The sequence below is a fragment of the Azospirillum sp. FG154 genome, assembly GCF_057809575.1.
In genome coordinates this window covers 241,946-268,819 of the sequence record NZ_JBMDKF010000007.1, presented here as the reverse complement: position 1 = coordinate 268,819, position 26,874 = coordinate 241,946, and the positions used below count along the sequence as shown (strand labels likewise).

Below are 26,874 nucleotides of genomic sequence, written 5' to 3'. Positions count from 1 at the left end.
TGAGGCCAAGGCTCGCATGATCGACACGCCCCTGGACGTCGCCTTGCTCCTTCTCCGCAACCGAGCGTTCAAACCACTCTTGCGCGACAGCGGGTTGACCAAGACGGGACAGGCAGGCGCCAACAGAGTGTAGTCCCATGCCTTTTCTCTCGTGATCCACCGGATCGTCCGAAGCCCCCTGGTCGGCTTTCTCCACCGCCCAAATATGCCACGCCAACCCCTCCTCAAACCGGCCAATCTCGTAAAGCGCCCGGCCAACCGCTCGGGCGTCATCCGCCGTCAACCCCGCCCCTGGAACGATCCAGCGCGCGGCGTCCGGCTGGAACAGGAACAGACGCGCCGTCAAATCCGCCCGGTTCGGCTGCTTCGTCACATCGCGCGCCGCCACCACCAGCGCGCGGGCCTGGGCCGCGACGACGCGCTGGAACGAATCGGCCAGGGCTGGGGCCACGGGTTGCGCGTTGAGGAAGGCGGCGAAGAGTTGGTGCATCCGCAGCGTCGCCGCGCCGTCCAGCAGATGCAGATCCAGACAGGCGGTGAGATGGCTGTGGAACATCGCCTCGGTCCAGCCCGCCCCGGTCGTCAGATGCTCGGCCAGCGCGTCGCTGGCGATGGCTTGCGACTCCAAACGGGCCGCCGCGTGCAGCAGCAGTTGCGCCGACGGCTCCAACCGCTGATACACCCCGCCGAAGCTCCGCTCCGTTGACGGCTCCAGCGACAGGCCGACGACGGCCAGCCGCCCACGCTCCGCCTCTTTCTTCAGCGTCGCAGAGGCCGGGACCAGTTGCACCGGCAGCCCCCCGGCCTGCCGCAGCAGCGCCGCCCCATGGCTGCGGGCGATCTCCGCCCCGGCGAGCTGTTCGACCAATGTCAGCGCGTCGGCGTCCGGCAGCGGTTGAACGACCAGATCGGGGGCGACCGCCCCCCAGGAATCCAGCAGCGTGGTCAACAGCGTGTGACCGGGCGTTCCGGCGGGCGGCAGCCAGGGACGGATGTCGTCCACCGCCACGACATTGTCGAAAATCAGCAGGCAGGGCGCGGCGCGCAGCGCGCGGGCCACCCGCACGCCCTGATCGTCCAGCGGCAGATCGGGCGGAAAGCTCAGGTCCAGATGCGCCCGCCCGATTTCTGCCAAGCCAACCGCGATGGCCCGCGCGCCCGCCTCGATCACGAAAGCGCCGCCGGGGTAGCGATGGGCGTTGCGCCGCGCGTATTCGCGGGCCAATTCGCTTTTCCCCACCCCCGGCGCGCCACGCAGCACCAACACCGAATCCCGCTCCGGCGCGCCCAATACCGCGCCGACCTGCGCCAACAGCTCATCCCGCCCAACCAACGTCAGCTTCCGCAACGCCGGAATGTTGGTGCGCGGCGCCGCCGATGACGGCGACGGCGGAGTGACTGGAATCGCGGATGGGGCCTGGGGCCGCGCCAACCGCGCGACGGGGAACGCCCCCGTGTAGGGGGGATCTGGAAACAGGCTGGGATCGACCGTCCAGCGTTCTTGCGGGCTGTCTTCATAGCGAATCGGGAAGAGCTTGACCTGCCCGCCCTCCACCGTGGCGAAGAAGGCGCGATTCGGCCACTTACGCTTCTGATAGGTCGCTCCCGCCGCGATGTGCAGCGTTTCCCCGCTGATTCCCTTGGCGGCAGCGACGTCGCCCTCGTGCAGGTGTCCGCGCAAGATCAGATCAACATCCCGCTCCAGCGCCGCTTTGATGTTCGCCCCCTCCGCATGGTGCAGCCAATCGAGCGGGTGATGCAGCAAGGTCACGGACAAATCCGGCTTCTGCGCCTTCAACGCCGCAAGCGCCTCCTCCAGGCAACGCCGCCCGACCCACAGCTTGCCGTGATCGTCGTCGCCCTGACAGAACAGGGCGCTGTTGATCGGCAACACGCCGAGACGACCGCCCGGCAAATCCACCGCCTCCACCGGCCCGCAGGTGGTGCGTTCGGGAAAGACCCGAATCCCGGCGAAATACTGGTTGTACCACGCCAGAAACGCGGCCTGTTTGAAGGTGATGTGATGTTTCGCGCGATCCGGTTGGAAGTATTTGTCCGCTTTTTCGCCGGAGTCCAGGCTACGCCGTAAGTCTTCCCCCACCTCGCGGTCCACATCGTGATTGCCCGGCACAACGAACAGCCGGTTCCGCTCCAGGCCCAGTTCTTTCAGCACCGCGTCGAAAAAACCAGTCGCGGCGGCGTATTCGCTGGCCTTGCCGCTCTGCGCGATGTCGCCGGTGGCGAACACCAGGTCGGCCCCATGCCCTTGGCTCTGGAAACTCCGCAGGGACGCGACCAGCGCGTTCAGCACGACGTTCCGGTCATAGGGATCGCCGCCCGCGAAATGAAAATCCGAAATGTGAAGCCAACGCGCCTTCATGACCGCCCTTCGCGTGCAACCACCCCGCCCCCTGGACCGAAGCGCCCGAACTCCAACCGCCGGGCTGCGCGCCGCGCGCAAGGACGATCAGGAACGCGCCATTGTGGTTGAACCTGACACCGGAAATCAACCCGGCCCGCCCCGCGCGCGAACAGCAAAAAGCCCCGAAGCCAAAGGCTTCAGGGCTTTTTCCGTTCGGAACTGGTCGGAGCGACAGGATTCGAACCTGCGACCCCCAGACCCCCAGTCTGATGCGCTACCAGGCTGCGCTACGCTCCGTCATTCAAACCGCAGCGGGCTGCGGCTTGGTTCCGAACGGGAACGGGACTATAGCGGCGGGCTTTTGGCGATGCAACCATTCCCGCAACGCTTTTAGCAGTTTTTTTCATCCCGCCCCGACAACCGCGCCAACACCCCGCGCAGCGCCTTCAACTCGTCCAGAACCATCAGCAAATCATGGCGCAGATCGCTGGGCAGCCCCGGCGGCTCATCCTCCGGCAACGCGGCCAGATCAATCGGCTCATGCGCCGGGACGCCCTCCCCCGCTTCGTCCGGCCCGGCATCGTCGTCCGCGTCTTCGGGAAGCGGCGGGGTTGGATTCGCCACGCGGCCTTCCTTCAACAGCCGCTGGACGCCCTTGATGGTGTAGCGTTCCTCATACAGCAGCGCCTGGATTCGCCGCAGCAGCTCCACATCCTCGGGCCGGTAATAGCGTCGCCCGCCGCCGCGTTTCAACGGGCGGATCTGCGGGAATTTGGTTTCCCAAAAACGCAGGACATGCTGCGGCACCCTCAGGTCGGTCGCGACCTCGCTGATGGTGCGGAAGGCCGTCGCCGACTTCATGGCGTCAGCGCCGCGTCAGCCTCATCAGGAGGCCGCCCGCGCGTTGGCCGCGTCCGCCGCGTCCTGAAGCTCGTTGATGCGGTTTTTCAGCACATGGCTGGCGCGAAAGACCAGAACGCGGCGCGGCAAAATCGGCACCTCTTCCCCGGTCTTGGGGTTGCGGCCAATGCGCTCGCCCTTCTGGCGGACCTGAAAACTGCCGAAGGACGAGATCTTGACCATCTCGCCGCGCGCCAGCGCGTCGGAGATTTCATCGAGAACGGTTTCCACCAGATCGGCGGATTCGTTGCGCGACAAACCGACTTCTTGATAGACGGCTTCGCTGAGTTGGGCGCGCGTGACGGTGTTCTGGGTCATGGATCGTCTCCCCCCGCAACCAGTGGGAAGACGGTAATCCGACCGAAGAAGGTCCGTCAATTCAAAAGCTTGGCAAGGGCTTAGCGGTCAACGCTCTCGCGTTGCAGCAATCCGCAGGCGTATGCAAAAGGGCTGAACAGGCTTAGCCGCTTTACCAGCGGACCAGCGCCGACCCCCAGGTCAACCCGCCGCCGATGGCTTCCATCAGCACCAGATCGCCGCGCTTGATCCGCCCATCGGCCACCGCTTCGCCCAAGGCCAGCGGAATCGACGCCGCCGAGGTGTTGCCGTGGTGATCGACGGTCAGCACCACCTTTTCCGGGGCCAGCTTCATCTTGCGGGCCAGCCCGTCGATGATGCGGCGATTCGCCTGATGGGGAACCATCCAGTCAATGTCGGTGGATTCCAGCCCGTTGGCGACCAGCGCCTCTTCCACCACGCCCGACAGCTTGCTGACGGCGTGGCGGAAAATTTCCTGCCCCTGCATGCGGACATGGCCGACCGTGCCGGTGGAGGACGGACCGCCATCGACATAGAGCAGGTCATACTGCGCGCCGTCGGAATGGAGATGGGTGGACAACACGCCCCGGTCGCTCGAATCGCCCTTGGCGTCGTAGCCCTCCAGCACCACCGCGCCCGCGCCGTCGCCGAACAGCACGCAGGTGGCGCGGTCGTTCCAGTCGAGAATGCGCGAGAAGGTTTCGGCGCCGATCACCAGCGCCCGCCGGACCTGACCGCCCCGGATGAAATTATCGGCCACCGACAGGGCGTAGACGAATCCGGCGCACACCGCCTGGATGTCCATGGCGAAGCCCACCGTGCCAAGCGCCGCCTGCACCTTGGTCGCCGTCGCCGGAAAGGTGTTGTCGGGGGTGGTGGTCGCCAGAATGACGCAATCGACGCTGCTGGCCGGAATCCCGGCATGCTCCAGCGCGCGAGTCGCGGCGGCGATGGCCAGATCGGACGTCATTTCGCCATCGGCGGCGATGTGGCGCGACCGAATCCCGGTGCGTTGGACAATCCACTCGTCGGTGGTGTCCACCCGTTGTTCCAGGTCACGGTTGGTGACGACGTTGGCCGGCAGATATGTGCCGCAGCCCAGAACTCGGGAACGCTTGACCATGATTCAGCCCGCCGCCGCCTTCGTGTCGGGAAGAGGGTGCGCGTCGGCGACGCGGCTCATCTCTTCCTTGATGCGCTCGTTGAAACCGTGCGCCGCCAGATTGATCGCCACGGCCACCGCGTTGGCGAAGCCGATGGCGTCGGTGCCGCCATGGCTCTTCACGCAGACGCCGCGCAATCCCAAGAACATGGCGCCGTTGTAGCGGCGCGGGTCGATGCGCTGCTTGAAGCGTTTGAACGCCCCGCGCGCCAGCAGATAGCCGACGCGCGCCAACAGCGACGACTCGAACGTCCGCCGCAGGAACTCGGCGAACAGCTTGGCCGTGCCCTCGGCGGTTTTCAGGGCGACGTTGCCGGTGAAACCGTCGGTCACAACCACATCCACGGTGCCGAGGCCAATGTCGTTGCCCTCGACAAAGCCGTGGAAGCGACCGGGCAACGGCATGTCGCGCAGCGTCGCCGCCGCCGCGCGCACCACCTCGTTGCCCTTCATGTCTTCCGAGCCGATGTTCAGCACGCCGATGGTCGGTTCCGGCAGCCCCAGCACGGCGCGGGCGAAGACCGCCCCCATCACCGCGAACTGGACGAGATTCTCCGGCTGGCATTCGGCGTTGGCGCCGAGATCCAGCATGATGCTCTCGCCCCGTTGGGTCGGGAAGAACGACGCGATCGCCGGCCGGTCAATACCGGGCAGCGTCTTCAGCACGAACTTCGCCATCGCCATCAGGGCGCCGGTGTTGCCAGCCGACACGACGCACGCCGCCTGCCCGTTCGCCACCGCGTCGATGGCGAGCCGCATGCTGGACTGGCGCCCGGCGCGCAAGGCGACCGCAGGCTTGGCGTCCCCAGCCACCGCGTCGGGCGTGTGGCGGATCTCCGCAACCGCCTTCAGCGCGGGCCGCTGGTTCAGCAGCGGCTCGATTCGCTGGGAATCGCCGAACAGCAGAAACGTCACGTCGGGATGACGTTCCCGCGCGATGTCCGCCCCGGCGATCACCATGTCGGGACCGAGATCCCCACCCATGGCGTCCAGGGCGATGGTCAGGCGCTGGCTCACCGCGAGCACACTCCCCGGCTAGGACGGCGCACGCCCTGGAACATCATGACCCGCGACAACCCGACGAGGATCAAGCGGCGGCAGCGCCGCTCTGAACCACTTCGCGCTGGTCGTAATGGCCGCAAGACCCGCAGACGTGGTGCGGACGCTTCAGCTCGCCGCAGTTCGTGCACTCGGCGTAGGACGAGGTCGGCAGCGCGTGGTGCGAACGACGCATGTTGCGACGCGACTTGGAGGTCTTCTTCTTCGGAACAGCCATGACCGTAAACTCTCTTGATGGTAAAAGGCGGCCCGAACAGGGGCCGCCCAACGCGAGCGGCATTCAATAAGGCAAATGTCCCCGCAGGGCAAGCGCGAACAACCCTGAAACCCATGATCGTCAGCCCCCCGCCAAACAGGGGTCAGTCGCGCGGCTTCAGGCGCTGCAAGGCCGCGAACGGGTTGGGTTTCTCCGGTTCTTCCAGGACGGCCTCCTCTTCGTCGAGCGGGCCGTCGTCGAATCCTTCAAACACCGCGCCTTCGACCTGCGGGTAGGGGTTGAGCGCCAAGGACAGATGCTGCGCCGTCAATTCGCCAATGTCGACGCGGTTGTTCTGCATCGGTTCGGGAATGTCGGCGTCGGACAGGGTCGGGTCGAAATCAATCTCCTCGCCCGGGTCTTCGATCAGCGATTCCGGGGCGAACAGCGCCTCGAACTCATCCTCGACATGGGCGGGGACGGGATCCAGCGTGATGATGCAGGTCTGCACCACCTCGGCCTCCAGCCGCCCCGACACGCGGATCATCGAGCCGCCGCGCGTGGCGCGCAGGCGGATGGTGGCGGTCAGACGACCGATGGACTCCAGCTCGAACCGTTCGGCCAGCGCCTTGCGCTCCTGCTCGTTGGCCTCGATGGTTTCGGTCAGCGGGGCGCGGCGCACGGCGTCGGCGCTGATTTTGCGCGAAAATTCCGGCGCGGGGATGAGGGCGCTGGGGTCGGTCATGGCGGAGTCGTCCTTGGAAAACCAACCGGAGCCGCGCCCAAGGGGCGACTCGACTCCGGCGCATGACGTCACATGCAACCGGACCGACCGAAAGGCAAGAGGGACGTTGAGGGATTCGGGACTTTCGCCTTGGGGCGGTTGGGAGGAGCGTCAGGATTTTTTGACACCGATGGACACAGATGGACACCGATGAACATTCGATCCGGCAGCGTGGTCGTCAGCCGATACCGGCGTAAAATTTAATTCCCGCCTCAGCGGCTTGCCCGCCGAGCGGCGCCCACATTCTCATTCAATTTGTGTTTATCGGTGTCAAACATCACCCTTCCCCACGTCACATGCAACCGGATGGGCCGAGAGGCAAGAGCGACGCTGAGGGATTCGGGCCTTTCGCCGTGGGGCGGCGGGGAAGAGCGTCAGGATTTTTTGACACCGATGAACACAGATGGACACCGATGAACATTCGATCCGGCGATGCGGTCGTCAGCCGATGACAGCCCAAGATTTCAATCCCCGCCTCAAAGGCTTGCCCGTCGAGCGGCGCTCACATTCTTATTCAATCTGTGTTCATCTGTGTTCATCGGTGTCAAACCTCACCCCTCCCCCGCCCGAACCACGACAGGAAATGACGCCCGCCCCGCCAACAGCGACTCCAACGCCTGCGCTTCCAAATGCGCGGCGGCGGTTCGGACATAGGCGGTCAGGGCGGCGAGATGGGCCGGGTCGGTTTCCTCCAGCGTGCCATAGACGTTGTTGTCCAACGCCACCTCCAACCGGCGATCATCGGAGTCGGCCAGCGCCTCGTCATAGGCCTTGATCCGTCCGGCCATGCCGCGCGCCATCGTTTTCACCCGCCGCCCGATGCCGGTGTCGCCGACGCCCATCTCCATCAGGGACTTCTCGAAATCGTCGATCATCCGTTCATAGAGGCGCCGCGACAGGGCGGCGGCGGCGGCCCCCTGCCCCTTCAACCGGCGCATGGTCAAAAAGCAATGCAGGGCCACCAGATCGAATCGACCGTCCAGCGTGTCCGGCACGCCAAGCCCACGGTAGAAATCCGGTTGGCGCGCCTGGGCGACGATGCCGGCGAACAGGCCATCCACCGGACGGGCGGCGGCGGCGGCGGAAAACCGCCCGAACAGGCGCCCGAAAAGACTGTCTGACACGGTTGGCGCTTTCTTGAAGACTCGGAGTTTCGTTGACAGAACGGAGGGCCGGGTGCGATGGTCCCCGCAGCGTGGAACCGGCGAACGCGCCTTGCGCGGCCTTGCCGTTCCCATCCGCTGGCCCATCATAGCCTGAGCACCATGACGATATCGATTCCTTCCGCGTTTCGCGCCGTCGCCCTGCTGGGCGCCGTCATCCTTCCGGGTCTGGCGGTTTCCGGCTGCACGCCCGTCACCGCCCAACGCGGCAATCTGACCGACCCGGAGCGCGTGGCCGAGCTTCAGCCGGGCCAAAGCCGTCGGGACGACGTCGCCGCCGTGCTTGGCACGCCGACCTCCGTCGGAACCTTCGATCCGAACGTCTGGTATTACATCGGGCAAAAGACCGAAAAGACCGCCTTCTTCCAACCCGAAGTGGTCGAGCGCCGCGTGCTGATCGTCCGCTTCGACCAGGCGGGCGTGGTGCGCGAGATCAAGAAGCTCGACGAGACCAACGGGCAAGACGTCGAAATGGTGGATCGCTCCACCCCGACCGCCGGGCGTGAAATGACCTTCTTTGAGCAGATGCTCGGGAATGTCGGGCGCTTCTCCGCCAAGGACACCAAGAGCAAAGGACCGGGCCACTGATCGCCTGACGCCTTCCAGCGACGCCAAAAGGGCGGGAACCTTCGCGGGTTCCCGCCCTTTTGCGTTTCAGAATCGTCTGGACTCAGGCGAGTTGGGCCAAAATCGCCAGCAACAGGATCGCCACGATGTTGGTGATCTTAATCATTGGATTGACCGCCGGGCCAGCGGTGTCCTTGTACGGATCGCCCACGGTGTCGCCCGTCACCGCCGCCTTGTGCGCGTCGGATCCCTTGCCGCCGTGGTTGCCCTCTTCAATGTATTTCTTGGCGTTGTCCCAGGCCCCGCCGCCCGACGTCATCGAGATGGCGACGAAAACGCCGGTGACGATGGTCCCCAACAGCATGGCCCCCAGCGCGGCGAAAGCCGCCGCCTGACCGCCAATCGCGGCGATGACGACATACAGAACCACCGGGGCCAGAACCGGCAGCAGCGACGGAATCACCATCTCGCGAATCGCCGCCTTGGTCAGCATGTCCACCGCCCGACCGTAATCGGGTTTGGCCGTGCCCTCCATGATGCCGGGGATCTCGCGGAACTGGCGGCGCACCTCGACCACCACCGATCCGGCGGCGCGCCCGACCGCCGTCATCCCCATGGAGCCGAACAGATAGGGCAACAAGCCGCCGATCAACAGCCCGACAACGACATAGGGGTCGTCCAGCTTGAACTCGACCTTCACCTTGGGGAAATAATGGCCGAGATCCTGGACATAGGCGGCGAACAGCACCAGCGCCGCCAGACCGGCGGAACCGATGGCGTAGCCCTTCGTCACCGCCTTGGTGGTGTTGCCCACCGCGTCCAACGCGTCGGTGGTGACGCGAACCTCTTTGGGCATGTCGGCCATTTCGGCGATGCCGCCCGCGTTGTCCGTCACCGGGCCGTAAGCATCGAGCGCCACCACCATGCCCGCCAGCGCCAGCATGGTCGTCGCGGCGATGCCGATGCCGAAAATCCCCGCCTGCCCATGGGCGATCAGAATGCCCGCGCAAATCACCAGCACCGGCAGCGCGGTGGACTCCATCGACACCGCCAAGCCCTGGATCACGTTGGTGCCATGCCCGGTTTCCGACGCCTTGGCGATGCCGCGCACCGGGCGGAAGGCGGTGGAGGTGTAAAATTCGGTGATCCACACCAGCAGGCCGGTGACGCCCAACCCGACCAGGGACGATACGAACAGATTCATGCCGGTGATGGTCAAGCCGTCGCTCATCGCCAGCGGTCGGGTGAAGCCGAACATCACGGCGGTGACGATCAGGATCAACACCAGCGAGATGCCCGCCGTCGCCGCCAACCCCTTGTAGAGCGCGTTCATGATGTTGTTGTCGGCGCCAAGCTTGACCGCGAAGGTCCCGGCGACCGAGGCGACGATGCAGACAGCGCCGATCACCAGCGGATAGACCAGCATTGAACGAACGACGTCGCCGGAAAAGAAGATCGCCGCCAACAGCATGGTGGCGACGATGGTCACGGCGTAGGTCTCGAACAGATCGGCGGCCATGCCGGCGCAGTCGCCGACATTGTCGCCGACATTGTCGGCGATGACCGCCGGATTGCGCGGATCGTCCTCCGGGATGCCCGCCTCGACCTTGCCGACCAGATCGGCGCCGACGTCGGCCCCCTTGGTGAAGATGCCGCCGCCCAACCGGGCGAAAATGGAAATCAACGAGGCGCCGAAGCTGAGCGCCACCAACGCTTCCAACACCGTGCGGACCTGCTCGGGGTCGGTGACGCGGTAGATCGACATCAACACCCCGTAATAGCCGCCGACGCCCAACAGCCCCAGCCCGACCACCAGCATGCCGGTGATCGCCCCGGATTTGAACGCGATGTCGAGCGCCGGGGCCAGCCCGTTGGTCGCCGCCTGCGCGGTGCGGACGTTGGCGCGCACCGACACGTTCATGCCGATGTAGCCCGCCAGACCCGACAGGATCGCCCCGATCAGAAAGCCGATGGCGACCGGCAATCCCAGAGTCGCGCCCAAAATCAACAGCAGAACGACGCCCGCCACGGCGATGGTGGTGTATTGCCGGTTCAGGTAAGCGCGCGCGCCCTCCTGCACCGCTGCGGCGATGGCCTGCATCCGCTCGGTTCCCGGCGACGCGGCCATGACCTCTTTTCCGGCACGATAGCCATAGGCCAGCGCAAGCAGGCCACTGGCAATGATGACGATGAACGCTAAAGCCATCGCATCCCCCGATTTTTGAAAGGTCCGCCCGCGAAAGCCGACTCCCGAAAAAGAGCGGGAGAAGTCGGGCGCAAGTGTTCTCCGGGAAAGCATGCCGAACGGCGCAAATCTTTGCAACCGCCGCCATGTCTTTGATGGCGCGGCGAATTGGCCAGGGTCATATCTGACCTTCGTCAGAAGCCTCGACGACCGCAACGCACAACAACGCTAAAGATTGCGCTGTGTCACCGCCTGAACCAGAACATCCAGAACGACGCCCGGTCCCATCACCTTATTGGCGGCCTCGCTCAGTTTTTCTTTTACGGCAGGAATATTGACCAATGGCCCGTGCAGAACCGACTTGTCGGCGACCGCGCCATACAGCGCGGTGAGAAAGGCGTCGCTCATCCGGGTTTGGTTGGCCTGAACCATCGGCTGCTTTTCCAGAACCACCTCCATCGTCACCACGACGGTGACGAATTGCTCGACTCGGGTGGCGCCGATCACCGGCACGACCAGCGGCGGCAGACGGACAAAGGCGGTGGGCGGTTTGGGCGGCGGCTCGACTTTTTTCGGTTCGGCGCCCTCATGAGGAAGCAGATAGTTGGAATAGACGTACCAGCCGCCAAACCCGGCCCCACCCAACAGCAGGATGCCCAAGACCAGCACAATCAGCGACTTGACCACAGGCGACACCCAATCAAAGGAGGAAACACGGCCCACCGGCGCGGCGCAGCCTGCCCCGCCCTTGCTTTCGATTGTCTTAAATGGGCGCTGCGGACAAACGGGCGCCCGTCAAAGGCCGGAACGCTCAAAAATGATCCCAGCCACGCCGAGGCAAGGCCAGCGGCGCGCCGCGCTGGTCAAGCACGCGGACGGTTCCGGGAACGCCCGCTTCGAGCCAACCGACCGCCGTGATCGGCACGCCAAGGCTCTCCCCCAGCGCCGTCAGGGCGGACGTCGCCGAGTTCGGCGCGGAAAACAGCAACTCGTAATCGTCGCCGCCGGTCAGCGCCAAGGCCAACCGCGCCGGGTCGTCGCCAATCACCCCGCGCGCCGCGTCGGACAACGGCACGGAGGCCGCGTCCAGCCGGGCGGCGCAACCGGATTCCTCGCACAGATGCCCCAGATCGGCCACCAAACCGTCCGACACGTCCAGCGCGCCGCTGGCCAGACCGATCAAGCGCGGGCCAAGAGTCGTGCGTGGGTCGGGGCGACGCAAACGGCGCAGCAGATGCGCCCGCGCCGCCGCGTCGTCCACCGTCAAGCGACCGTAGGCGATCTCCACCCCCAACGCCGCGTCGCCGATACAGCCGGAAACAAACAGCCGGTCGCCCACCGCCCCACCCCAGCGCGGCAGGGCGCGGCCCGCCGGAACCAGACCGAAGGCCGTGACCGACAGGGTGATCGGCCCACGGGTGGACACCGAATCGCCCCCGGCCAAGCCAATGTTGAAACGCGCCTGATCCTCGCCCAGACCGGCGGCGAAGGCGGCGAGCCACGCCTCGCCCAGGTCGCGCGGCAGGGCCGTGGTCAAGGTGTAGGCCAACGGCTCCGCCCCCATGGCGGCCAGATCGGACAGGTTGGTGCGGAGCAGTTTCGCGGCGATGTCGCCCGGCGAATCGTCGGGGAAGAAATGCACGCCCGCCACCATGGCGTCGGCGGTGACGACCAACTCGAAGCCCGGCGGCACGCCAAACACGGCGGCGTCGTCGCGCAGCCCGCGCGCGCCCGCGAAACCAGCGGCCAGCGGTTTGAAATAGCGGGTGATGCGGTCAAATTCCCCAAGCGGCGATGGGGAAAACGGGCGCGCGGTCATCGGATCGCCAACCATCCTCCGCACAATCCCCTCTCCCCCCCGGGGAGAGGGTTAGGGTGAGGGGGCGACGCCGCGTTGCTTCGCGTGACGATCAGGAACGCGGGACCGCTTAAAAACATCGTTGTCACCCGCAACGCGCAACGCCCCGCAGCCCCCTCACCCCGCCCCTCTCCCCAGGGGGGAGAGGGAGACCGCCGCAAGCGTTGTCCAAAGTTCACTCCGCCGACGGACCGCCGCGCGACGGGTCGGGCTTGGCCAGATCGTCGGCGCGCAGGGCGCGGGCGACATGATCGAGCACGCCGTTCACCATCGCCGGTTCGCGCCCGGCGAAGAAGGCGTGGCCGACGTCCACATACTCGCTGATGAGGATGCGCGGGTGGGTGTCGAGATGGACGGCGATCTCATAGGCACCGGCGCGCAGGATGGCGCGCAGCAGCAATTCCAGCCGGTCGATGGGAAAGCGCGGGTCGAGCGCCGCCGTCAACACGCTGTCCACCTCGGCCTTGCGGTGCATGGCCCCGCGCACGATGTCGGAAAACAGTTGCGGATCCCCGGCGACGAATTTGGTTCCGTCGATTTCCTCGCCCAAGCGATGGGCCACAAACTCGCCCACCACGGTTTCCACCGCCGCGCCGGTCAGGTCGATCTGGTACAGCGCCTGCACCGCGCCCAGGCGGGCGGCCTTGCGGCGGGCCTTGGCGGAACCGCCGCCGGTCCGGTTGCGGCCGCCGGATTTGCGCTTGGGTGTCGCGCGGCTGGCCGCGTCGTCGTTGCTCATGATGGTCTTTGCAGTCACTGAAAAAGGGATCAACGCGGATAGAGGCGGAATTTGCGCTTCAGGTCAATCATGTCAAGGCAGGCCCGCGCGGCGGCCCCGCCCATATTCTTGGATCCGACGTTGGCGCGCACCCAGGCCTGTTCGCGATTTTCCACCGTCAGGATGCCGTTGCCGACCGCCAGAGTGTAACGCAACGCCAGATCCTGAAGCCCACGCGCGCTTTCGGCGCAGATTGTGTCGTAGCGCGTCGTCTCGCCCCGAATCACGCAGCCCAGCGCGACATAGCCGTCGAACCGCTTGCGCGCCGTAAAAAAATCCATCGAACGGATGGCGTAAAGCACCGCCGCCGGAATTTCCAGACACCCCGGCACGCCATAGCGAATGTGCGTGGCCCCCGCGCGAGTCAGTTCTCCGATGGCGCCGCGCGCCAACTCCTCGGCGATGTCCTCGTGGCTGCGGGCGTCCACAACCATGATGTGGGGGGTGTCGGTCATCCGGCGCGGCGCCAATCCATCAGCGGGTCCTCACCCTCAATCCGTTCCGCCATCGGCGACGGTCGCCGTGATGGGACGATGGCCGACCACGGTCAAGCCGTAGCCCTCCAACCCGATGATCGACTTCTGCCGGTTCGACAGCAAAATCATCGAACGGACGCCGAGATCCAACAGAATCTGCGCGCCGACGCCGTAATCACGCAGGGTGGGGGCGCTGCCGACCTGCCCTTCCAACCGCGCCTTCAGCACCGACGACAGGCCGTTCGGCTGAGGTTCGCGCAGCAGCACGATGACGCCGCGCCCTTCCTTGGCGATCAGCTCCATCGACGCCTGCAACTCGTCGGCCCGACCGGAATTGCGGTCGCCCAACACGTCGTCGAGCACCGACAGCGCGTGCATGCGGACCAGAACCGGCTCGTCGCCCGAAATGTCGCCGCGCACCAGCGCGATGTGTTCGGCGTAATGGATCTTGTTGGTGTAGATGTAGGTCTGGAAACGCCCGCCGAACCGGCTGTCCAGCGAACCGGCCAGACGCTGTTCGACGATGGTTTCGGTGCGGCGGCGGTAGGCGATCAGATCGGCGATGGTGCCGACCTTCAACCCATGGAGTTGAGCGAACTGCACCAGATCGGGCAGACGCGCCATGGTGCCGTCGTCGTTCATGATCTCGCAGATCACCGCCGAGGGCGGATGACCGGACAGGCGCGAGATGTCGACCGACGCCTCGGTGTGACCGGCGCGGACCAGCACCCCGCCTTCGCGCGCCAGCAGCGGGAAGATGTGGCCGGGCGTGGCGATGTCATGCGGGCCGGATTTCGGGTCGATGGCGACCTGGATGGTGCGGGCGCGGTCGGCGGCGGAAATGCCGGTCGTCACCCCTTCGCGCGCCTCGATCGACACAGTGAAGGCCGTTTGGTGGCGCGAGGCGTTCTGTTGGGCCATCAGCGGCAAGCGCAGCCGTTCGATGTTGGCCTGGTCCATCGTCAGGCAAATCAAGCCACGGCCATGCTTGGCCATGAAATTGACCGCCTCCGGGGTGGCGCAGTTCGCTGGGATGACCAGATCGCCTTCGTTCTCGCGGTCTTCGTCATCGACCAGGATGAACATCTTGCCCTGGCGCGCCTCTTCGAGGATTTCCTCGGCGGACGACAGGTAGGTGTGAAACTCTGACGTCATTCCTGCCCCGCAAGCCGCGCGACGTAGCGCGCGAGCATATCAATTTCCAGATTCACCGAATCCCCAACCCGCAAGCCGCCGAAGGTCGTGGCCGTTTGGGTGTGGGGGATGATGTTGACGCCAAAGCGATTGCCAGCCACCTCGTTGACGGTCAGCGACACGCCGTCGATGGCGACCGATCCCTTGGAGGCGATGTATTTGGCCAGCGACTCCGGCGCCTCAAAGATCAGCCGCAGGGACTCGCCTTCCGGCTTGGTCGCCACCAGCGCGCCGACGCCATCGACATGGCCGGACACGATGTGGCCGCCCAACTCGTCGCCAACCTTCAACGCGCGTTCCAGATTGACCCGCGTTCCGGCGTCCCAGCCGCCCAACGTGGTCTTCGACAGGGTTTCCCCCGAGGCCTGGATGACGTACCAGCCCGGTCCCTTGTCGATGACCGTCAGGCAAACGCCGTTGTGGGCGATGGACGCCCCGATCGCGATCGTCTCCGTGTCGAAGCCGGTCTCGATGGTGAAGCGGGTGTCGCCCTGCCGTTCCACGGCCCGCACGCGCCCGATGTCGGTGATGATTCCAGTGAACATGCTGGGGAATTTAGCAGGTTTCACGCGAAGGGGAAGCGCGGACGACGACCCAGCCCACGCAACGGACTGTTGCGTCCGTCAAACCATACGCCGTCGGTAGCTTTCCACCACATCCGCCCCCGCCACGCGCAGATCCGTCCGCTCAAAGCGCGCCATCTGGTCGAGCGTGGCGACTCCGAAGCCCGCGACCCCGGCCAAACCGTCGCCGCCGATCAGCGCCGCCGCGCGGAACCACTCCAGCCGGTCGATCAGCCCGGCTCCCAACAGCGATCCGGCCAAGGTCGCGCCGCCCTCGACCAGCACGCGGGTCAGCCCGTGTTCGGCCAGCGCGGCGGCCAGCGCCAACGGCTCAGGGCGGCCAGCGGAATCCATGGCGACCGGCAGAATCTCCACCCCGCGTTCGGTCAGCGCGGCGGCCTTGACCGGATCGGGATCCGCGCCGGTGACGATCCAGGTCGGCACAGCCCTTGCGGTGGTCGCCAGCTTCGACGTCGGCGGCAGACGCAAACGGCTGTCCACCACCACCCGCGCCGGGCTGCGGTCCGCCAGCCCCGGCAAACGGCAGGTCAGTTCGGGATCGTCGGCCAGCGCGGTGCCGATGCCGACCAGAATGGCGTCGTGCGTGGCGCGCAGGCGATGGCCGACGGCCCGCGCCGCCGGGCCGGTGATCCATTGCGAGGCCCCGGTTCGCGTCGCGATGCGGCCATCCAGCGTCGTCGCCAGCTTCAAGGTGAAGAGCGGGCGGGCGTGTTGGATGCGGTTGAAGAACCCCTCGTTCAGCGCCAACGCTTCCGCCTCGCACAGCCCGGTGGCGACGGCGATTCCCGCGTCGCGCAGCCGGGCCAAACCGCCGCCCGCGACGCGCGGGTCGGGATCCTGGCAGGCGACGACGACGCGGGCGACCCTCGCCCCAATCAAGGCGAGCGCGCAAGGCGGCGTCTTGCCGTAATGATTGCAAGGCTCCAGCGTGACGTAAGCGGTGGCCCCTTCAGCCAAGGCCCCGGCGCGGGCCAGCGCCTCCGTCTCCGCGTGGGGCCGTCCGCCGGGCTGGGTCCAGCCGCGCCCGACCACCACGCCGTCGCGGACCAGCACGCAGCCGACCGCCGGGTTCGGCCATGTCCGCCCCAACCCGCGCGCGGCCAGCGCCAACGCGGCGCGCATGTGGTGGAGGTCGGTGGGGGTGGTCATGTGTTGGCGCGCTCTTCCGCTAATATCGGCGGCTTGCCCCCTCCCCAGCCCTCCCCCGCTTGTCAGCGGGAGAGGGGGACAGGAATCTTGCCAAGGTTGCATCGGAGTTCCCTCTCCCGCGACCAGCGGGGGAGGGTTAGGGAGGGGGCAACCCCGCCCCGCTCAAGCGTCCGGGGCCAACTGCTCGACGAACTCGTTGAAGTCCGACGCCTCGCGGAAGTCTTTGTAAACGGAGGCGTAGCGGATGTAGGCGACCTGATCGAGCGTTTGCAACGCCACCATAATCATCTCGCCAATCTGCTTGGACGGGATCTCGCTCTCGCCCGACGATTCGAGCTGGCGAACAAGGCTGTTCACCACCCGGTCGATGCGGTCGGCGTCGATGGGCCGCTTGCGCAGGGCGATCCGCATCGACCGCAACAGCTTGTCGCGGTCGAACGGTTCGCGCTGGCCCGCGCTTTTCACCACCGTCAGCTCGCGCAACTGCACGCGCTCGAAGGTGGTGAAACGCGCGCTGCAACTGGGACAGAAGCGCCGCCGCCGGATGGCCGAGTTGTCCTCCGTCGGTCGCGAATCCTTGACCTGGGTGTCCTCGTTTCCACAGAACGGGCAGCGCATGTTCGTGTCCCTTTTCCGATCCGTGACGCGTTACAGCGTCGGGTAGATCGGGAACTGACGGCACAGGCCGCGCACCCGTTCGCGCATCGCCGCCTCAACCGCCGAGTTGTCGCCGGAGTTGCTGGCGGCCAGACCGTCCAGCGTCTCGACGATCATCTCGCCGACCTGTTTGAACTCGGCGACGCCGAAACCGCGCGTGGTCGCCGCCGGGCTGCCCAGACGAACGCCCGACGTAATCATCGGCTTCTGCGGGTCGAACGGGACGCCGTTCTTGTTGCAGGTCATGCTGGCGTGTTCCAGGCTGGCTTCCGCCGCCTTGCCGGTCAGGTTCTTCGGACGCAGATCGACCAGCACGATGTGGCTGTCGGTGCCGCCGGACACGATGTCCAGACCACCGGCGATCAGGGTCGAGGACAGAACGCGGGCGTTGTCCAGCACGGCCTGGGCGTAGGTCTTGAACTCAGGGCGCAACGCCTCGGCGAAGGCCACCGCCTTGGCGGCGATGACGTGCATCAGCGGGCCGCCCTGAAGGCCGGGGAACACCGCCGAGTTGATCTTCTTGGCGATGTCCTCGCGGTTGGTCAGCACCATGCCGCCGCGCGGGCCGCGCAGGGTCTTGTGGGTGGTGGTGGTGGCGATGTCGGCGTAGGGGAACGGGTTGGGGTAGACGCCGCCGGCGATCAGACCGGCGTAATGGGCGATGTCCACCATGAAATAGGCGCCGACCTCGTCGGCGATGGCGCGGAAACGCTCGTAATCAAGCACGCGCGGGTAGGCCGACCCACCGGCGATGATGAGCTTGGGCTTGTGCTCGCGCGCCAGCGCCTCGACCTGATCGAAGTCGATCAGGTGATCGTCCTTGCGCACGCCATACTGAACGGCCTTGAACCACTTGCCCGACATGTTGGGGGCGGCGCCGTGGGTCAGATGGCCGCCAGCGGCCAGCGACATGCCCAGCACGCAATCGCCCGGCTGCAACAGCGCCAGCAGAACCGCCTGGTTGGCCTGGCTGCCGGAGTTCGGCTGAACGTTGGCGAAGTCACAGCCGAACAGCTTGCAGGCGCGTTCGATGGCGAGGTTTTCCGCGATGTCCACGAACTCGCAGCCGCCGTAATAGCGCTTGCCGGGATAACCCTCGGCGTATTTGTTGGTGAGAACGGACCCCTGCGCCTCCAGCACCGCCTGGGACACGATGTTTTCGGACGCGATCAGCTCGATCTGGTCCTGCTGGCGCACCAGCTCGTCGCGCACCGCGCGGGCCAGTTCAGGATCGGTCTCGGCGAGCGACGCGGCGAAGAAACGGCCGATTTCGGCGGCGTTGGTGGTCGTCATGGCGGGCGGTTCCTTATCTCAAAGCGGAGTGTTCGGCGTTTTCACCGAAGGCGCCGACGCGCCTTCGGGCAACAGGGCCGGTGGGCCAAATCCAGTCAGAGCGGGCGTCAGCCCATCTTGGCGATGCGGCGGCTGTGCCGCTCCCCGCCTTCAAACGCGGTGTTCAGGAAGGCGTCCACGCACTCTTTCGCGACTTCCGGGCCGATCACCCGCGCGCCCAGCGCGATCACGTTGGCGTCGTTGTGCTGACGGCTCAGGCGCGCGGTGGTCACATCATGGACCAGCGCGGCGCGGACGCCGGGATGACGGTTGGCGGCGATGCTGATGCCGATGCCGCTGCCGCAGACCAGCACGCCGCGCTCCGCCCGGCCATCGGTGACGGCGGCGGCGACGGCGGCGGCGTAATCCGGGTAATCCACCGATTCCGGGCCGTTCGTGCCGAAATCGAGAACGGAATAGCCAGCGTTCGTCAGCGACGCGGCGATGTGAGCCTTCAACTCGTAACCAGCGTGATCGGAGGCGAGCGCGACGGTGCGGGCGGTCATGCGGAAAAAACTCCAGAGGCGGCGAAAAGCGTGGGCACGCTACCAGATATCGACGCGAACCGCCACCACCACACTATGACAGGGACGCAAGCCTCATCCGACGGATCGACGCCCCCAACGTGGACGCGCAAGATCCTTGGCCCGCGCAACACCACCGCTTGCCAGAAAACCACAGCCCCACGTCGAGCGGCGAAGCCGCGCCATCATCCGAAGCGGGAAGAACGGCGACTAAACTTCGCCTCTTCGTTGTTCCATCTCGCAAGCATGGCAGATAGCCGATTCGTTATAGGCGGAGCGCCACGCCCAATTGCCGTGTCCAAATCATCCGCTCTTTTAAAGCTGGACCTTACTAGACGCTCCTTAAAGCGCCGTCACGGTGGCGACAGGAGCGTCCTTTTCAGCCTTGGCTGATTTGCGTGGGCTTCACCAGTTCTGAGCGTCGAAAGCAACTAATTTGCGTCTTGCCGAAATTATATTGACACCCAAATCACGGTATGCAACTTGATTGCTACGGACAAATGAAAAATCAGGACACTGAGCAATGAGCGACCAGCTTCGCGCCGATGTACCCGACAATGCGCTGCTGCGGATGACGGCCGACATCGTATCGGCGTATGTCAGCAAGAATGTTTTGCCCGCTCAACAAATCCCCGACGTCATCAATACGGTCTATTCGTCCCTGACGGGGCTGAATGGGCAACCGCGTGAAGTTCCGGCCGAACCGCTGAAGCCATCCGTTCCGATCCGCAAATCGGTGACGCCCGAATACATCATCTGCCTGGAAGACGGCAAAAAATTGAAGATGCTCAAGCGGCATCTTCGCTCGACCTACAACATGTCGCCCGACGAATACCGTGCGCGCTGGGGGTTGCCCGCTGACTACCCGATGGTGGCGCCGAACTACGCCGCCCAACGGTCAGAATTCGCCAAACGCATTGGCTTGGGCCGCAGCTCTGGCCGCCAGACCCGCCGCAAGATCGGCTGAAGCGCGCTGTCCGTATGTGGTGGGCCGGTTTCCTCTGGGAAGACCGGCCCTTTTCTTTGTCCGCGCTCTTAAGACCGCCATCCGCTCCCGCGTCCACAGAACGCCCGGCGCCCGTGGACGCCCGGCGCCGGGGTCACGGGCAGCCCTTGCGCCCTGACAGACGGCAATTGAATCGCTCGACGTTGCGGGTCAGGTCGCGCCCGGCGGCGATGTTCTCGTCGTTCAGGCATTTCAAATAGGACATGGTCCGGTCGACATAGTCTTTCACCTCGGACTGGCAGCCCGTCATCGCGTCCGGCGCGGCGAAGGTCGCCCCATCGTCCATGCATGGCGGCGCGGGCGGCTTGGCGCAGGTTGACGCCGACGAAGACGCCGGAAGAGGAGGCGACGCCGGATGCTGCTGGGCGGTCGGATGCCCGGCGCCGGACGATCCCGCCGCGTTCCCCGTCGTCGCCTTCGCGGCGGTCGCCGGAGTCATCGGCGCCAGAAGGACCGTCGCGCACAGGAACGCTGCGATCAGGGCGGGCCGTGAGCCGAAGGCCGAACAAAACATGCTGTCTTCCTCTTGGGCGGATCCGCCGCGCGTCTTCTTACCAAGCGGCCTCGGCCCAGCGCCAGCGCCGAAACGGGAACCGTCTACCGCGACGGGGCTTTGTTGGCGTCACGGGTCTGCACATAGCGCAGCTTGTTGATCGCCGTTCGTTTCAACAACTCCACGCTGCCGCTGGCCGGCCCGACCACCGACACCTCAAGGCCGGTCTGGCCGTCGATGGCGACGACCTTCAAATAGGTTCCCACCCGATGAAACTCGAACAGGACCTCACCGCCCGCGCCCGCCATGCCCCGTCTCCCAACCATCAGCCAAACAATTGCGGCGACAGTGTGACTCGAAACGCTTTGTTCCGCCAACCGCCTTCGCCACAAGGGCGGCGTGGTTGTTGAAACACGGGCAGGGGACCGCTACCTTGAGGTTCTTCCCGCTTTTCTGGTGTTTTTGATGCGCGGCCTTTTCCTGGCTTTGTGTGTTGTCCTTGGTTTTGCCGCCCCCGCCATCGCGTCAGAGGGGGCGGCGGGCAATCTGCCGCCGTCGGTCCGCATCAAGCCGTTGATGGTTCCGGTCGTCAACGCGCAAGGTCGGATCGAAAAATACACGCAGATCGAAGTCAATCTGGAGATCGGCGACTCCCTAAAGCTGGGCGAGGTCCAGGTCAGCATCCCTCGGCTGCACGACGCGATCCTGACCGCCATTTACAAGGGCATCGACGAGGGGTGGGTGGTGCGCGGCAACATCGCCAACATCCCGGCCCTGCGCCGCAAGATCGACGAGGCCGCCATCGCGATGTTCGGCAAGAACGTCGTCACCCGCATCCTCATCGCGCCGATTTCCCGTCAATCGTCCTTCCAGTAAGATCCCGGACTGACCGGCAACCGGCAACCCGGCGAACAGGGGAAATCTTCACCATGGCTGTCATTTTTGTGGCGCGCAGCGCCGCCCTGACAAAATGGGCGTCCGACGTCGGACAGGGCAAGCACACCTACAAATTGGCCGTCGCCGACGACGAGGCCGCGATGAAAGCGGCCATCGCCGCCGGTTGGGGCGGCGAAACCGACTGGAAGCTGATTCATGCCCAAGAGGTGGACGGCGTGACGGAGGAGGCGGCGCTCGCCCGCCTGACCCGGCGGGAAAAGACCATCGACCCAATCTATTACCCCCGGCTGAAGGGCGCCGTCGGCGTCTTCCGCGTGTCGCTGACCAACGTGCAGAACAGCCTGCTGGTCGCCCAGGCGATGGACCCGGACCAACCGCTGAGCGACGTCAAGGTCAAGCCCAAGGACATCGCTGATTATCTGATCCGCAACGCGTTGGCCTGACTTGGAGTTTCCGCCGCCGTGACCTTGCCCGTCCTCATCCGCCGCGTCCGCTTCGACGACCTGTCAACCCGCGATCTGCACGCCCTGCTGTGGATGCGCCAGCGCGTGCTGATCGTCGAGCAAGCCTCGCCCTACCCCGACCTCGACGGGCGCGATCCGGAGGCGCTGCACCTGATCGCCAGCCGCCACGGCGACGACGCGCCGCTGGGCTGCGCCCGAGTCTTCGGCCCCGACGCGGGCAAAGGCGGGACCACCGCCTTCGGACGGCTGGCCGTTCTGCCGTCGGAACGCAAAACCGGGCTGGGTCGGGCGCTGGTCTCCGACTCCCTCGCCTGTCTGGCCGAGCGCTGGCCCGGCCATGACGTGCTCATCGGCGCGCAACTGTATCTGGAGCGCTTTTACGGCGGCTTCGGCTTTGTCCGGGACAGCGACGTCTACGACGACGTCGGCATCCCCCACATCGACATGCGTCTGCGCCGCTGAAAACGCGATTCAGGCGGACCGCCCCAGCGCCCGTTTGACGATGACGTCCAGCTTGGCCAGCATCGCCGGATCGCGGTGGCTGGGCGCGGTCATGATCGCGTTGTCGAGCGCGGTGTGGCAGCCCTGCGCGCAGGCCCCATCCCGCACGGCGATCTTGGGGGCGAGCGTGGCGACCAGCGACCGCGCCGTGTCGGCGTTGGCGACCACCACCTTGATGACCGCGTCCACGCTGACATGGGCGTGCTCGGCGTGCCAGCAATCGAAATCCGTCACCATGGCGACGGTGGCGTAACACATCTCCGCCTCGCGGGCGAGTTTGGCTTCCGGCATGTTGGTCATGCCGATGACGTCGCAGCCCCAACTCCGGTACAGTTCGGACTCGGCGATGGTCGAGAATTGCGGGCCTTCCATCACCATGTAGGTTCCACGCCGCTGGTGCGGGACGCGAAGCTCCTGCAACGCCTCTTCAATCAGATCGCCCAGCCGGTTGCACACCGGATGGCCCAACCCGACATGGGCCACCAGCCCCGTCCCGAAAAAGCTCTTGTCGCGGGCGAAGGTGCGGTCGATGAACTGGTCGATCACCACGAAGGTTCCGGGCGGAAGATGCTCCTTCAGCGAGCCGACCGCCGACACCGACAGGATTTCGCTGACGCCCAGTTGCTTCAGCGCATGGATGTTGGCGCGAAAATTCAACTCCGACGGGGGAATCCGGTGGCCCCGGCCATGGCGCGGCAGAAAGACCAGCTTTTGCCCGTTCAACTCGCCGGTCAGAAGCTCGTCGGATGGATCGCCGAAAGGCGTCTCAACCTTGACCCAGCGGGTGTTTTGCAACCCGTCGATGTCATAGACGCCGCTGCCCCCAATCACCCCCAAAACCGCCGCCTTGTCGTCCGTCATGATCGCCCACCCCCTTGCGTTCGCGAGGGCGGCAGTATTCCGGCGAGGCGCGGCAAAGGCAACGCCCGTCAACCCTCCCCATCACCGCCCAAGACGGGCCAACAGCGGAGTCAGCGACAGCCCGACGAGGATCCCGCCCGCGTGCGCGCCCCACCCCACTTCGGCCAGAGGGGAACTGGCGGGCGGCGGAAACAGGATCATGGCGACGTTCAGCGCGGCGAAAGCCCCGATCACCCAAAGGACCGGCAAGCGCAGGAAGGGAACGGCCCACATCCGGGCGCGCGGGCGCACCCACAAGAACGCCCCCATCAACGCGCAGATCGCCCCGCTGGCCCCGATCAAGGGCGCCATGCGGTCCACCGCCAACCAGCCTTCGCTCAAGGCCCCCACCACGGTTCCGGCCAGGAACAGCGCCAGATAGCGCCCATGCCCCAGCGCGCTCTCCACCGCGTCGCCCAACAGCCACAGCGCCAGCATGTTGCTGACCAGATGCGCCGGATCGGCGTGAATCAGCGGATGGCCGAACAACCCGCGCCACAGCGCCAGCGTCGGCAGCGGCCCGGCCAGATCGACCGTTCCGAAAAAATAAGCGGGAACAAAGGCGAAGCGCTCCGGCGGCAGCTTCAGAACGAAGGCGGCGACGCAGGCCAGAATCATCACGCGGTTGGCGTAGGCTGGAACCGCCGCCCGCGCCGTCCTGTTCTCAACCGCCATGGCGCCCCTCCCCCGTCGGCCCGCGTCGATCCGCCTCAGCCCGCACGCCCGCCCCTATGCCCCTCGGACGATTGGAGCCGACCTCAACCACTGGCACAGTGTTGAGCCAAGCGGTGATTCAATACACCGCGATCATGATCTTTTTGGGAGTAACGCGCATGAACGGACGTGTCGACACCGGCCACATGCAGGTGGAGCGGCAAGGCCGGGTGATGGTTCTGACCATGACCGACCCAGAAAATCGCAACGCGCTGGGCCTGAAGATGATGGCGCGTGGGCGCGACGCGCTGGATGAAGCGGCGCACGACGACGGAATCGGCGTCGTCGTACTGACCGGCGCGAACGGCGCCTTCAGCTCCGGCGGGCATTTGAGCAACCTGTACCATCACGGCAACCGCTCGCGGTCAGAAAACCGCGACGGCATCGAACGCTTCCATGGCTGGGTCCGCGCCATGCGCGAATGCCCCAAGCCGATCATCGCGGCGGTGGAAGGCCCGGCGGCCGGGGCCGGCTTCTCGCTGGCGCTGGCCTGCGACCTGATCGTCGCGGCGGAAGACGCCCGTTTCCTGACCGCCTACATGAAGGTGGGCTTGACGGCGGACGGCGGCGCCTCGGCCTCTCTGGCCCGCGCGTTGCCGCCGCAATTGTACGCCGAACTGATGCTGACCGGCGGCCCGGTGTCGGCCCCGCGCCTGCACGCCGCCGGAGTCGTCAACCGCGTCACCGCCCCCGGCGGCGCGCTGGAGGAGGCCGTGGGTTGGGCGCAAACCATCGCCGAAGGCCCCAGCGGCGCGATGGGCCGGGCGAAAAAGCTGATGGAGCTGGCCTATGGCAGCTTCGCCACCCAGCTTGCCCGCGAAAGCGATCTGTTCGTCGAGGCGCTGCACCATGGCGAGGCCAAGGAGGGCATCACCGCCTTCTTTGAAAAACGCCCGCCGGTCTTCCACAAAGGGTAAGCGGCCAAGCAAGGCCATCCCGCCCGCGCGTCGCGCCCATCCTTGGACCGACGCGCGGGCTTGGAGAAAGGCGCCTATCGGACCAGAATTTTGGCCGCTTCCTTGGTGGTGATGATGGCGTCCGCCGCCTGATGGACCGCCGCCGAAATCTCGGTGATGCTGGCCGAAACCGAGGACACCGCCATCGACGCGCTTTGCATGTTGGCGGACATGCTTTGCGTGACCGCGCTTTGCTCCTCCACCGCCGAGGCCGTCACCGTGACGTGTTCGCGCACCGTGCTGACCGCGTCGCGGATCGCCGCCAGGGCGTTGGCCACCTCCGCCGAGGTCGCCTGGATGCCGCCGATTTCGTTGGAGATCTGTTCGGTCGCCCGCGCCGCCTGATTGGCCAGATTTTTCACCTCGCTGGCGACGACGGCGAAGCCTTTGCCCGCCTCGCCCGCGCGGGCGGCTTCGATGGTCGCGTTCAGCGCCAACAGATTGATCTGTCCGGCGATGTTCTGAATCAACCCGACGATCCCGTTCATCGCCTGGGCGGCGTTGGTCAGCTTTTCCGTGCTGGATCCGACCGCCACCGTGCGGTCAAAGGCGTTTTCGGTCGCCGACCGCGCCTTGCTCATGCTTTGCGAAATTTCGCCGACCGACGCCGCCAACTCCTCCGCGCTGGCCGCGACCGTCTGCACATTCTGCGAGGTCTCTTCCGCCGCCTTGGACGCCGACAGAGCTTCCGACGAGGTCCGGGCGATGGCGTCGTCGATTTCGCCGAAATTCTTGTCGATGAGTTGCTTCAGATTGGCGAGCAACTCCATCTGCGCGGAAATGTCGGTGGCGAATTTGACGACCTTGGAAACCTTTCCATGCTCGTCGAAAATCGGGTTGTACGCCCCTTCGATCCACACGACCCGACCGCCCTTGGCGATCCGTTTGTATTGCCCGGCCAGAAATTCGCCGCGCTTCAGCGTGTCCCAAAATTTCGTGTAGTCGTGGCTGTCACGATAAGACGGTTCGACAAAGACGCTGTGATGACGGCCCTTCACCTCGTCCAACCGATAGCCCATCGCCTTGAGAAAATTGTCGTTGGCGCTGACGATGGTTCCGTCGGTGGTGAACTCGATGACCGCCTGCGACCGCGACACCGCTTGAAATTGCGCCTCATAGTCAAAATTCTGCAACCGCTCTTTCGCGTTGGACCATTCCGCGACGTAGCCAAGGCGTTGCCCGTCTTGAATCAAGGGGGTGACGATCAAATCGAACTGGTGATTCGCCACCTTGATCGACGCCCTGTGCGGCTTGGACAGCGCCGCCAGCATCCGGCGCTGGTGATCGGGATTCTTGTGAAAGACGTCGATGTTGCTGCCGACCAGATTGGCCACGCTGAACCGGGGCAATTCCTTGCGGATGTCGGCTTCGGCCTCTTGCAACAACGCCAACACCGACGGGTTGACGTAAGTGATGACCAAGTCCTTGTCGGCGATCATCACGTTGGTGCGCAAGGCCTGCAACGCCGACGCGTTGCGTGATTCATAATCCGACTTCTTAAGAAATCCAAACACTCCATCCCCCATCAGAAACGTCAAGCATCCCACCTCAAATACTCTCCATCAAAGAGCATGCTCTTTCAATACAAAAGTGTTCACCATGTGGTTTTCCCCTATTAACCGTTGGGTGAGTCTTAATTCATCAATTCTCATCAATAAGAAACAATATACCTCTGAAGTTTAACCGCATTCAACC

The 26,874-nt window shown here is 65.4% G+C and carries 30 protein-coding genes and 1 tRNA gene; 6 read left to right on the top strand and 25 right to left on the bottom strand.

From position 1 onward, the window contains the following. From ACODS4_RS11295 to ACODS4_RS11255, 9 genes are all read right to left on the bottom strand, one after another. Positions 1–2,380, bottom strand: a 2,380-nt coding sequence (locus tag ACODS4_RS11295; RefSeq protein ID WP_488863608.1) for a metallophosphoesterase family protein, incomplete at its 3' end; no start/stop codon positions are given. Positions 2,381–2,582: 202 nt separating this feature from the next. Further along, positions 2,583–2,659, bottom strand: a tRNA-Pro gene (locus ACODS4_RS11290). Between the two features lie 93 nt (positions 2,660–2,752). Beyond that, a complete protein-coding gene (locus tag ACODS4_RS11285; protein ID WP_488863607.1) occupies positions 2,753–3,223 on the bottom strand; it encodes a MerR family transcriptional regulator in 471 nt (156 codons plus the stop codon). Between the two features lie 24 nt (positions 3,224–3,247). Beyond that, positions 3,248–3,580, bottom strand: a complete 333-nt coding sequence (locus ACODS4_RS11280; RefSeq protein ID WP_488863606.1) for an integration host factor subunit alpha — start codon at positions 3,578–3,580, stop codon at positions 3,248–3,250. A gap of 151 nt (positions 3,581–3,731) precedes the next feature. After that, positions 3,732–4,703 (bottom strand): beta-ketoacyl-ACP synthase III, encoded by a 972-nt coding sequence (locus ACODS4_RS11275; RefSeq protein ID WP_488863604.1) that lies wholly within the window; start codon positions 4,701–4,703, stop codon positions 3,732–3,734. Positions 4,704–4,706: 3 nt separating this feature from the next. Continuing rightward, the gene (gene plsX / locus ACODS4_RS11270) at positions 4,707–5,759 is read right to left on the bottom strand and encodes a phosphate acyltransferase PlsX (RefSeq protein WP_488863602.1); all 1,053 of its coding nucleotides are present in this window, start codon (positions 5,757–5,759) and stop codon (positions 4,707–4,709) included. A 70-nt stretch (positions 5,760–5,829) separates the two neighbouring features. Continuing rightward, positions 5,830–6,018, bottom strand: a complete 189-nt coding sequence (gene rpmF, locus ACODS4_RS11265) for a 50S ribosomal protein L32 (protein ID WP_119832334.1) — start codon at positions 6,016–6,018, stop codon at positions 5,830–5,832. 142 nt (positions 6,019–6,160) lie between these two features. Then, on the bottom strand, positions 6,161–6,742 hold the full coding sequence (locus ACODS4_RS11260; protein WP_488863600.1) for a YceD family protein: 582 nt from the start codon (positions 6,740–6,742) through the stop codon (positions 6,161–6,163). Between the two features lie 590 nt (positions 6,743–7,332). Then, entirely contained in the window at positions 7,333–7,905 is a 573-nt protein-coding gene (locus ACODS4_RS11255) for a ubiquinol-cytochrome C chaperone family protein (protein ID WP_488863598.1), read from the bottom strand. A 141-nt stretch (positions 7,906–8,046) separates the two neighbouring features. Between ACODS4_RS11255 and ACODS4_RS11250 the strand changes: the two genes are divergently transcribed. Further along, entirely contained in the window at positions 8,047–8,532 is a 486-nt protein-coding gene (locus ACODS4_RS11250) for an outer membrane protein assembly factor BamE (protein ID WP_488863596.1), read from the top strand. An 82-nt stretch (positions 8,533–8,614) separates the two neighbouring features. Here ACODS4_RS11250 and ACODS4_RS11245 read toward each other — a convergent pair whose 3' ends face one another. From ACODS4_RS11245 to rpiB, 11 genes are all read right to left on the bottom strand, one after another. Further along, positions 8,615–10,717 (bottom strand): sodium-translocating pyrophosphatase, encoded by a 2,103-nt coding sequence (locus ACODS4_RS11245; protein ID WP_488863594.1) that lies wholly within the window; start codon positions 10,715–10,717, stop codon positions 8,615–8,617. Between the two features lie 207 nt (positions 10,718–10,924). Then, the gene (locus tag ACODS4_RS11240) at positions 10,925–11,419 is read right to left on the bottom strand and encodes a hypothetical protein (protein ID WP_488863592.1); all 495 of its coding nucleotides are present in this window, start codon (positions 11,417–11,419) and stop codon (positions 10,925–10,927) included. A gap of 88 nt (positions 11,420–11,507) precedes the next feature. Beyond that, complete coding sequence (gene thiL, locus ACODS4_RS11235; protein WP_488863590.1) at positions 11,508–12,515, bottom strand: thiamine-phosphate kinase; 1,008 nt, start codon at positions 12,513–12,515, stop codon at positions 11,508–11,510. Between the two features lie 214 nt (positions 12,516–12,729). Further along, a complete protein-coding gene (gene nusB, locus ACODS4_RS11230) occupies positions 12,730–13,293 on the bottom strand; it encodes a transcription antitermination factor NusB (protein ID WP_488863588.1) in 564 nt (187 codons plus the stop codon). A gap of 29 nt (positions 13,294–13,322) precedes the next feature. Next, positions 13,323–13,787, bottom strand: a complete 465-nt coding sequence (locus ACODS4_RS11225) for a 6,7-dimethyl-8-ribityllumazine synthase (protein ID WP_119832327.1) — start codon at positions 13,785–13,787, stop codon at positions 13,323–13,325. Positions 13,788–13,823: 36 nt separating this feature from the next. Beyond that, complete coding sequence (gene ribB / locus ACODS4_RS11220; protein WP_488863586.1) at positions 13,824–14,963, bottom strand: 3,4-dihydroxy-2-butanone-4-phosphate synthase; 1,140 nt, start codon at positions 14,961–14,963, stop codon at positions 13,824–13,826. Beyond that, entirely contained in the window at positions 14,960–15,547 is a 588-nt protein-coding gene (locus ACODS4_RS11215) for a riboflavin synthase (protein ID WP_488863584.1), read from the bottom strand. The genes ribB and ACODS4_RS11215 overlap by 4 nt, the downstream gene beginning before the upstream one ends. A gap of 78 nt (positions 15,548–15,625) precedes the next feature. Then, a complete protein-coding gene (gene ribD / locus ACODS4_RS11210; RefSeq protein WP_488863582.1) occupies positions 15,626–16,735 on the bottom strand; it encodes a bifunctional diaminohydroxyphosphoribosylaminopyrimidine deaminase/5-amino-6-(5-phosphoribosylamino)uracil reductase RibD in 1,110 nt (369 codons plus the stop codon). Between the two features lie 162 nt (positions 16,736–16,897). Next, positions 16,898–17,353, bottom strand: a complete 456-nt coding sequence (gene nrdR / locus ACODS4_RS11205; RefSeq protein ID WP_488863581.1) for a transcriptional regulator NrdR — start codon at positions 17,351–17,353, stop codon at positions 16,898–16,900. A 30-nt stretch (positions 17,354–17,383) separates the two neighbouring features. Beyond that, entirely contained in the window at positions 17,384–18,685 is a 1,302-nt protein-coding gene (gene glyA / locus ACODS4_RS11200) for a serine hydroxymethyltransferase (protein ID WP_488863579.1), read from the bottom strand. 107 nt (positions 18,686–18,792) lie between these two features. Beyond that, positions 18,793–19,230, bottom strand: a complete 438-nt coding sequence (rpiB, locus tag ACODS4_RS11195) for a ribose 5-phosphate isomerase B (RefSeq protein WP_488863577.1) — start codon at positions 19,228–19,230, stop codon at positions 18,793–18,795. 541 nt (positions 19,231–19,771) lie between these two features. On the opposite strand from rpiB, the gene ACODS4_RS11190 reads away from it, so the two are divergent. Continuing rightward, entirely contained in the window at positions 19,772–20,215 is a 444-nt protein-coding gene (locus ACODS4_RS11190; protein ID WP_488863575.1) for a Ros/MucR family transcriptional regulator, read from the top strand. Positions 20,216–20,348: 133 nt separating this feature from the next. Here the strand turns inward: ACODS4_RS11190 and ACODS4_RS11185 are convergent, their stop codons facing one another. Together ACODS4_RS11185 and ACODS4_RS11180 are read right to left on the bottom strand one after the other, a co-directional pair. Then, positions 20,349–20,768 (bottom strand): hypothetical protein, encoded by a 420-nt coding sequence (locus tag ACODS4_RS11185; protein WP_488863573.1) that lies wholly within the window; start codon positions 20,766–20,768, stop codon positions 20,349–20,351. An 83-nt stretch (positions 20,769–20,851) separates the two neighbouring features. Next, positions 20,852–21,055, bottom strand: coding sequence for a DUF6898 family protein (locus ACODS4_RS11180; RefSeq protein WP_488863571.1), 204 nt, complete (start codon positions 21,053–21,055; stop codon positions 20,852–20,854). Positions 21,056–21,212: 157 nt separating this feature from the next. Here ACODS4_RS11180 and ACODS4_RS11175 point away from each other — a divergent pair, with 157 nt between their 5' ends. From ACODS4_RS11175 to ACODS4_RS11165, 3 genes are read left to right on the top strand one after another with little or no spacing between them, the layout of a single operon-like run. After that, complete coding sequence (locus ACODS4_RS11175) at positions 21,213–21,623, top strand: hypothetical protein (RefSeq protein ID WP_488863569.1); 411 nt, start codon at positions 21,213–21,215, stop codon at positions 21,621–21,623. Positions 21,624–21,676: 53 nt separating this feature from the next. Further along, positions 21,677–22,087, top strand: coding sequence for a hypothetical protein (locus tag ACODS4_RS11170; protein ID WP_488863567.1), 411 nt, complete (start codon positions 21,677–21,679; stop codon positions 22,085–22,087). A gap of 18 nt (positions 22,088–22,105) precedes the next feature. Further along, positions 22,106–22,570, top strand: a complete 465-nt coding sequence (locus tag ACODS4_RS11165) for a GNAT family N-acetyltransferase (RefSeq protein ID WP_488863565.1) — start codon at positions 22,106–22,108, stop codon at positions 22,568–22,570. A gap of 9 nt (positions 22,571–22,579) precedes the next feature. On the opposite strand, the gene ACODS4_RS11160 is transcribed toward ACODS4_RS11165, so the two are convergent. Together ACODS4_RS11160 and ACODS4_RS11155 are read right to left on the bottom strand one after the other, a co-directional pair. Further along, positions 22,580–23,470: an S-methyl-5'-thioadenosine phosphorylase gene (locus ACODS4_RS11160; protein WP_488863563.1), complete on the bottom strand. Its 891-nt coding sequence runs from the start codon at positions 23,468–23,470 to the stop codon at positions 22,580–22,582. A gap of 81 nt (positions 23,471–23,551) precedes the next feature. Then, a complete protein-coding gene (locus tag ACODS4_RS11155; RefSeq protein WP_488863562.1) occupies positions 23,552–24,184 on the bottom strand; it encodes a rhomboid family intramembrane serine protease in 633 nt (210 codons plus the stop codon). A 158-nt stretch (positions 24,185–24,342) separates the two neighbouring features. On the opposite strand from ACODS4_RS11155, the gene ACODS4_RS11150 reads away from it, so the two are divergent. Then, positions 24,343–25,140 carry an oxepin-CoA hydrolase, alternative type gene (locus ACODS4_RS11150; protein WP_488863560.1) on the top strand — a complete coding sequence of 266 codons (798 nt, stop codon included), beginning with the start codon at positions 24,343–24,345 and terminating at the stop codon, positions 25,138–25,140. Positions 25,141–25,214: 74 nt separating this feature from the next. Here ACODS4_RS11150 and ACODS4_RS11145 read toward each other — a convergent pair whose 3' ends face one another. Continuing rightward, the gene (locus tag ACODS4_RS11145) at positions 25,215–26,693 is read right to left on the bottom strand and encodes a methyl-accepting chemotaxis protein (RefSeq protein ID WP_488863558.1); all 1,479 of its coding nucleotides are present in this window, start codon (positions 26,691–26,693) and stop codon (positions 25,215–25,217) included. Positions 26,694–26,874 lie beyond the last annotated feature (181 nt).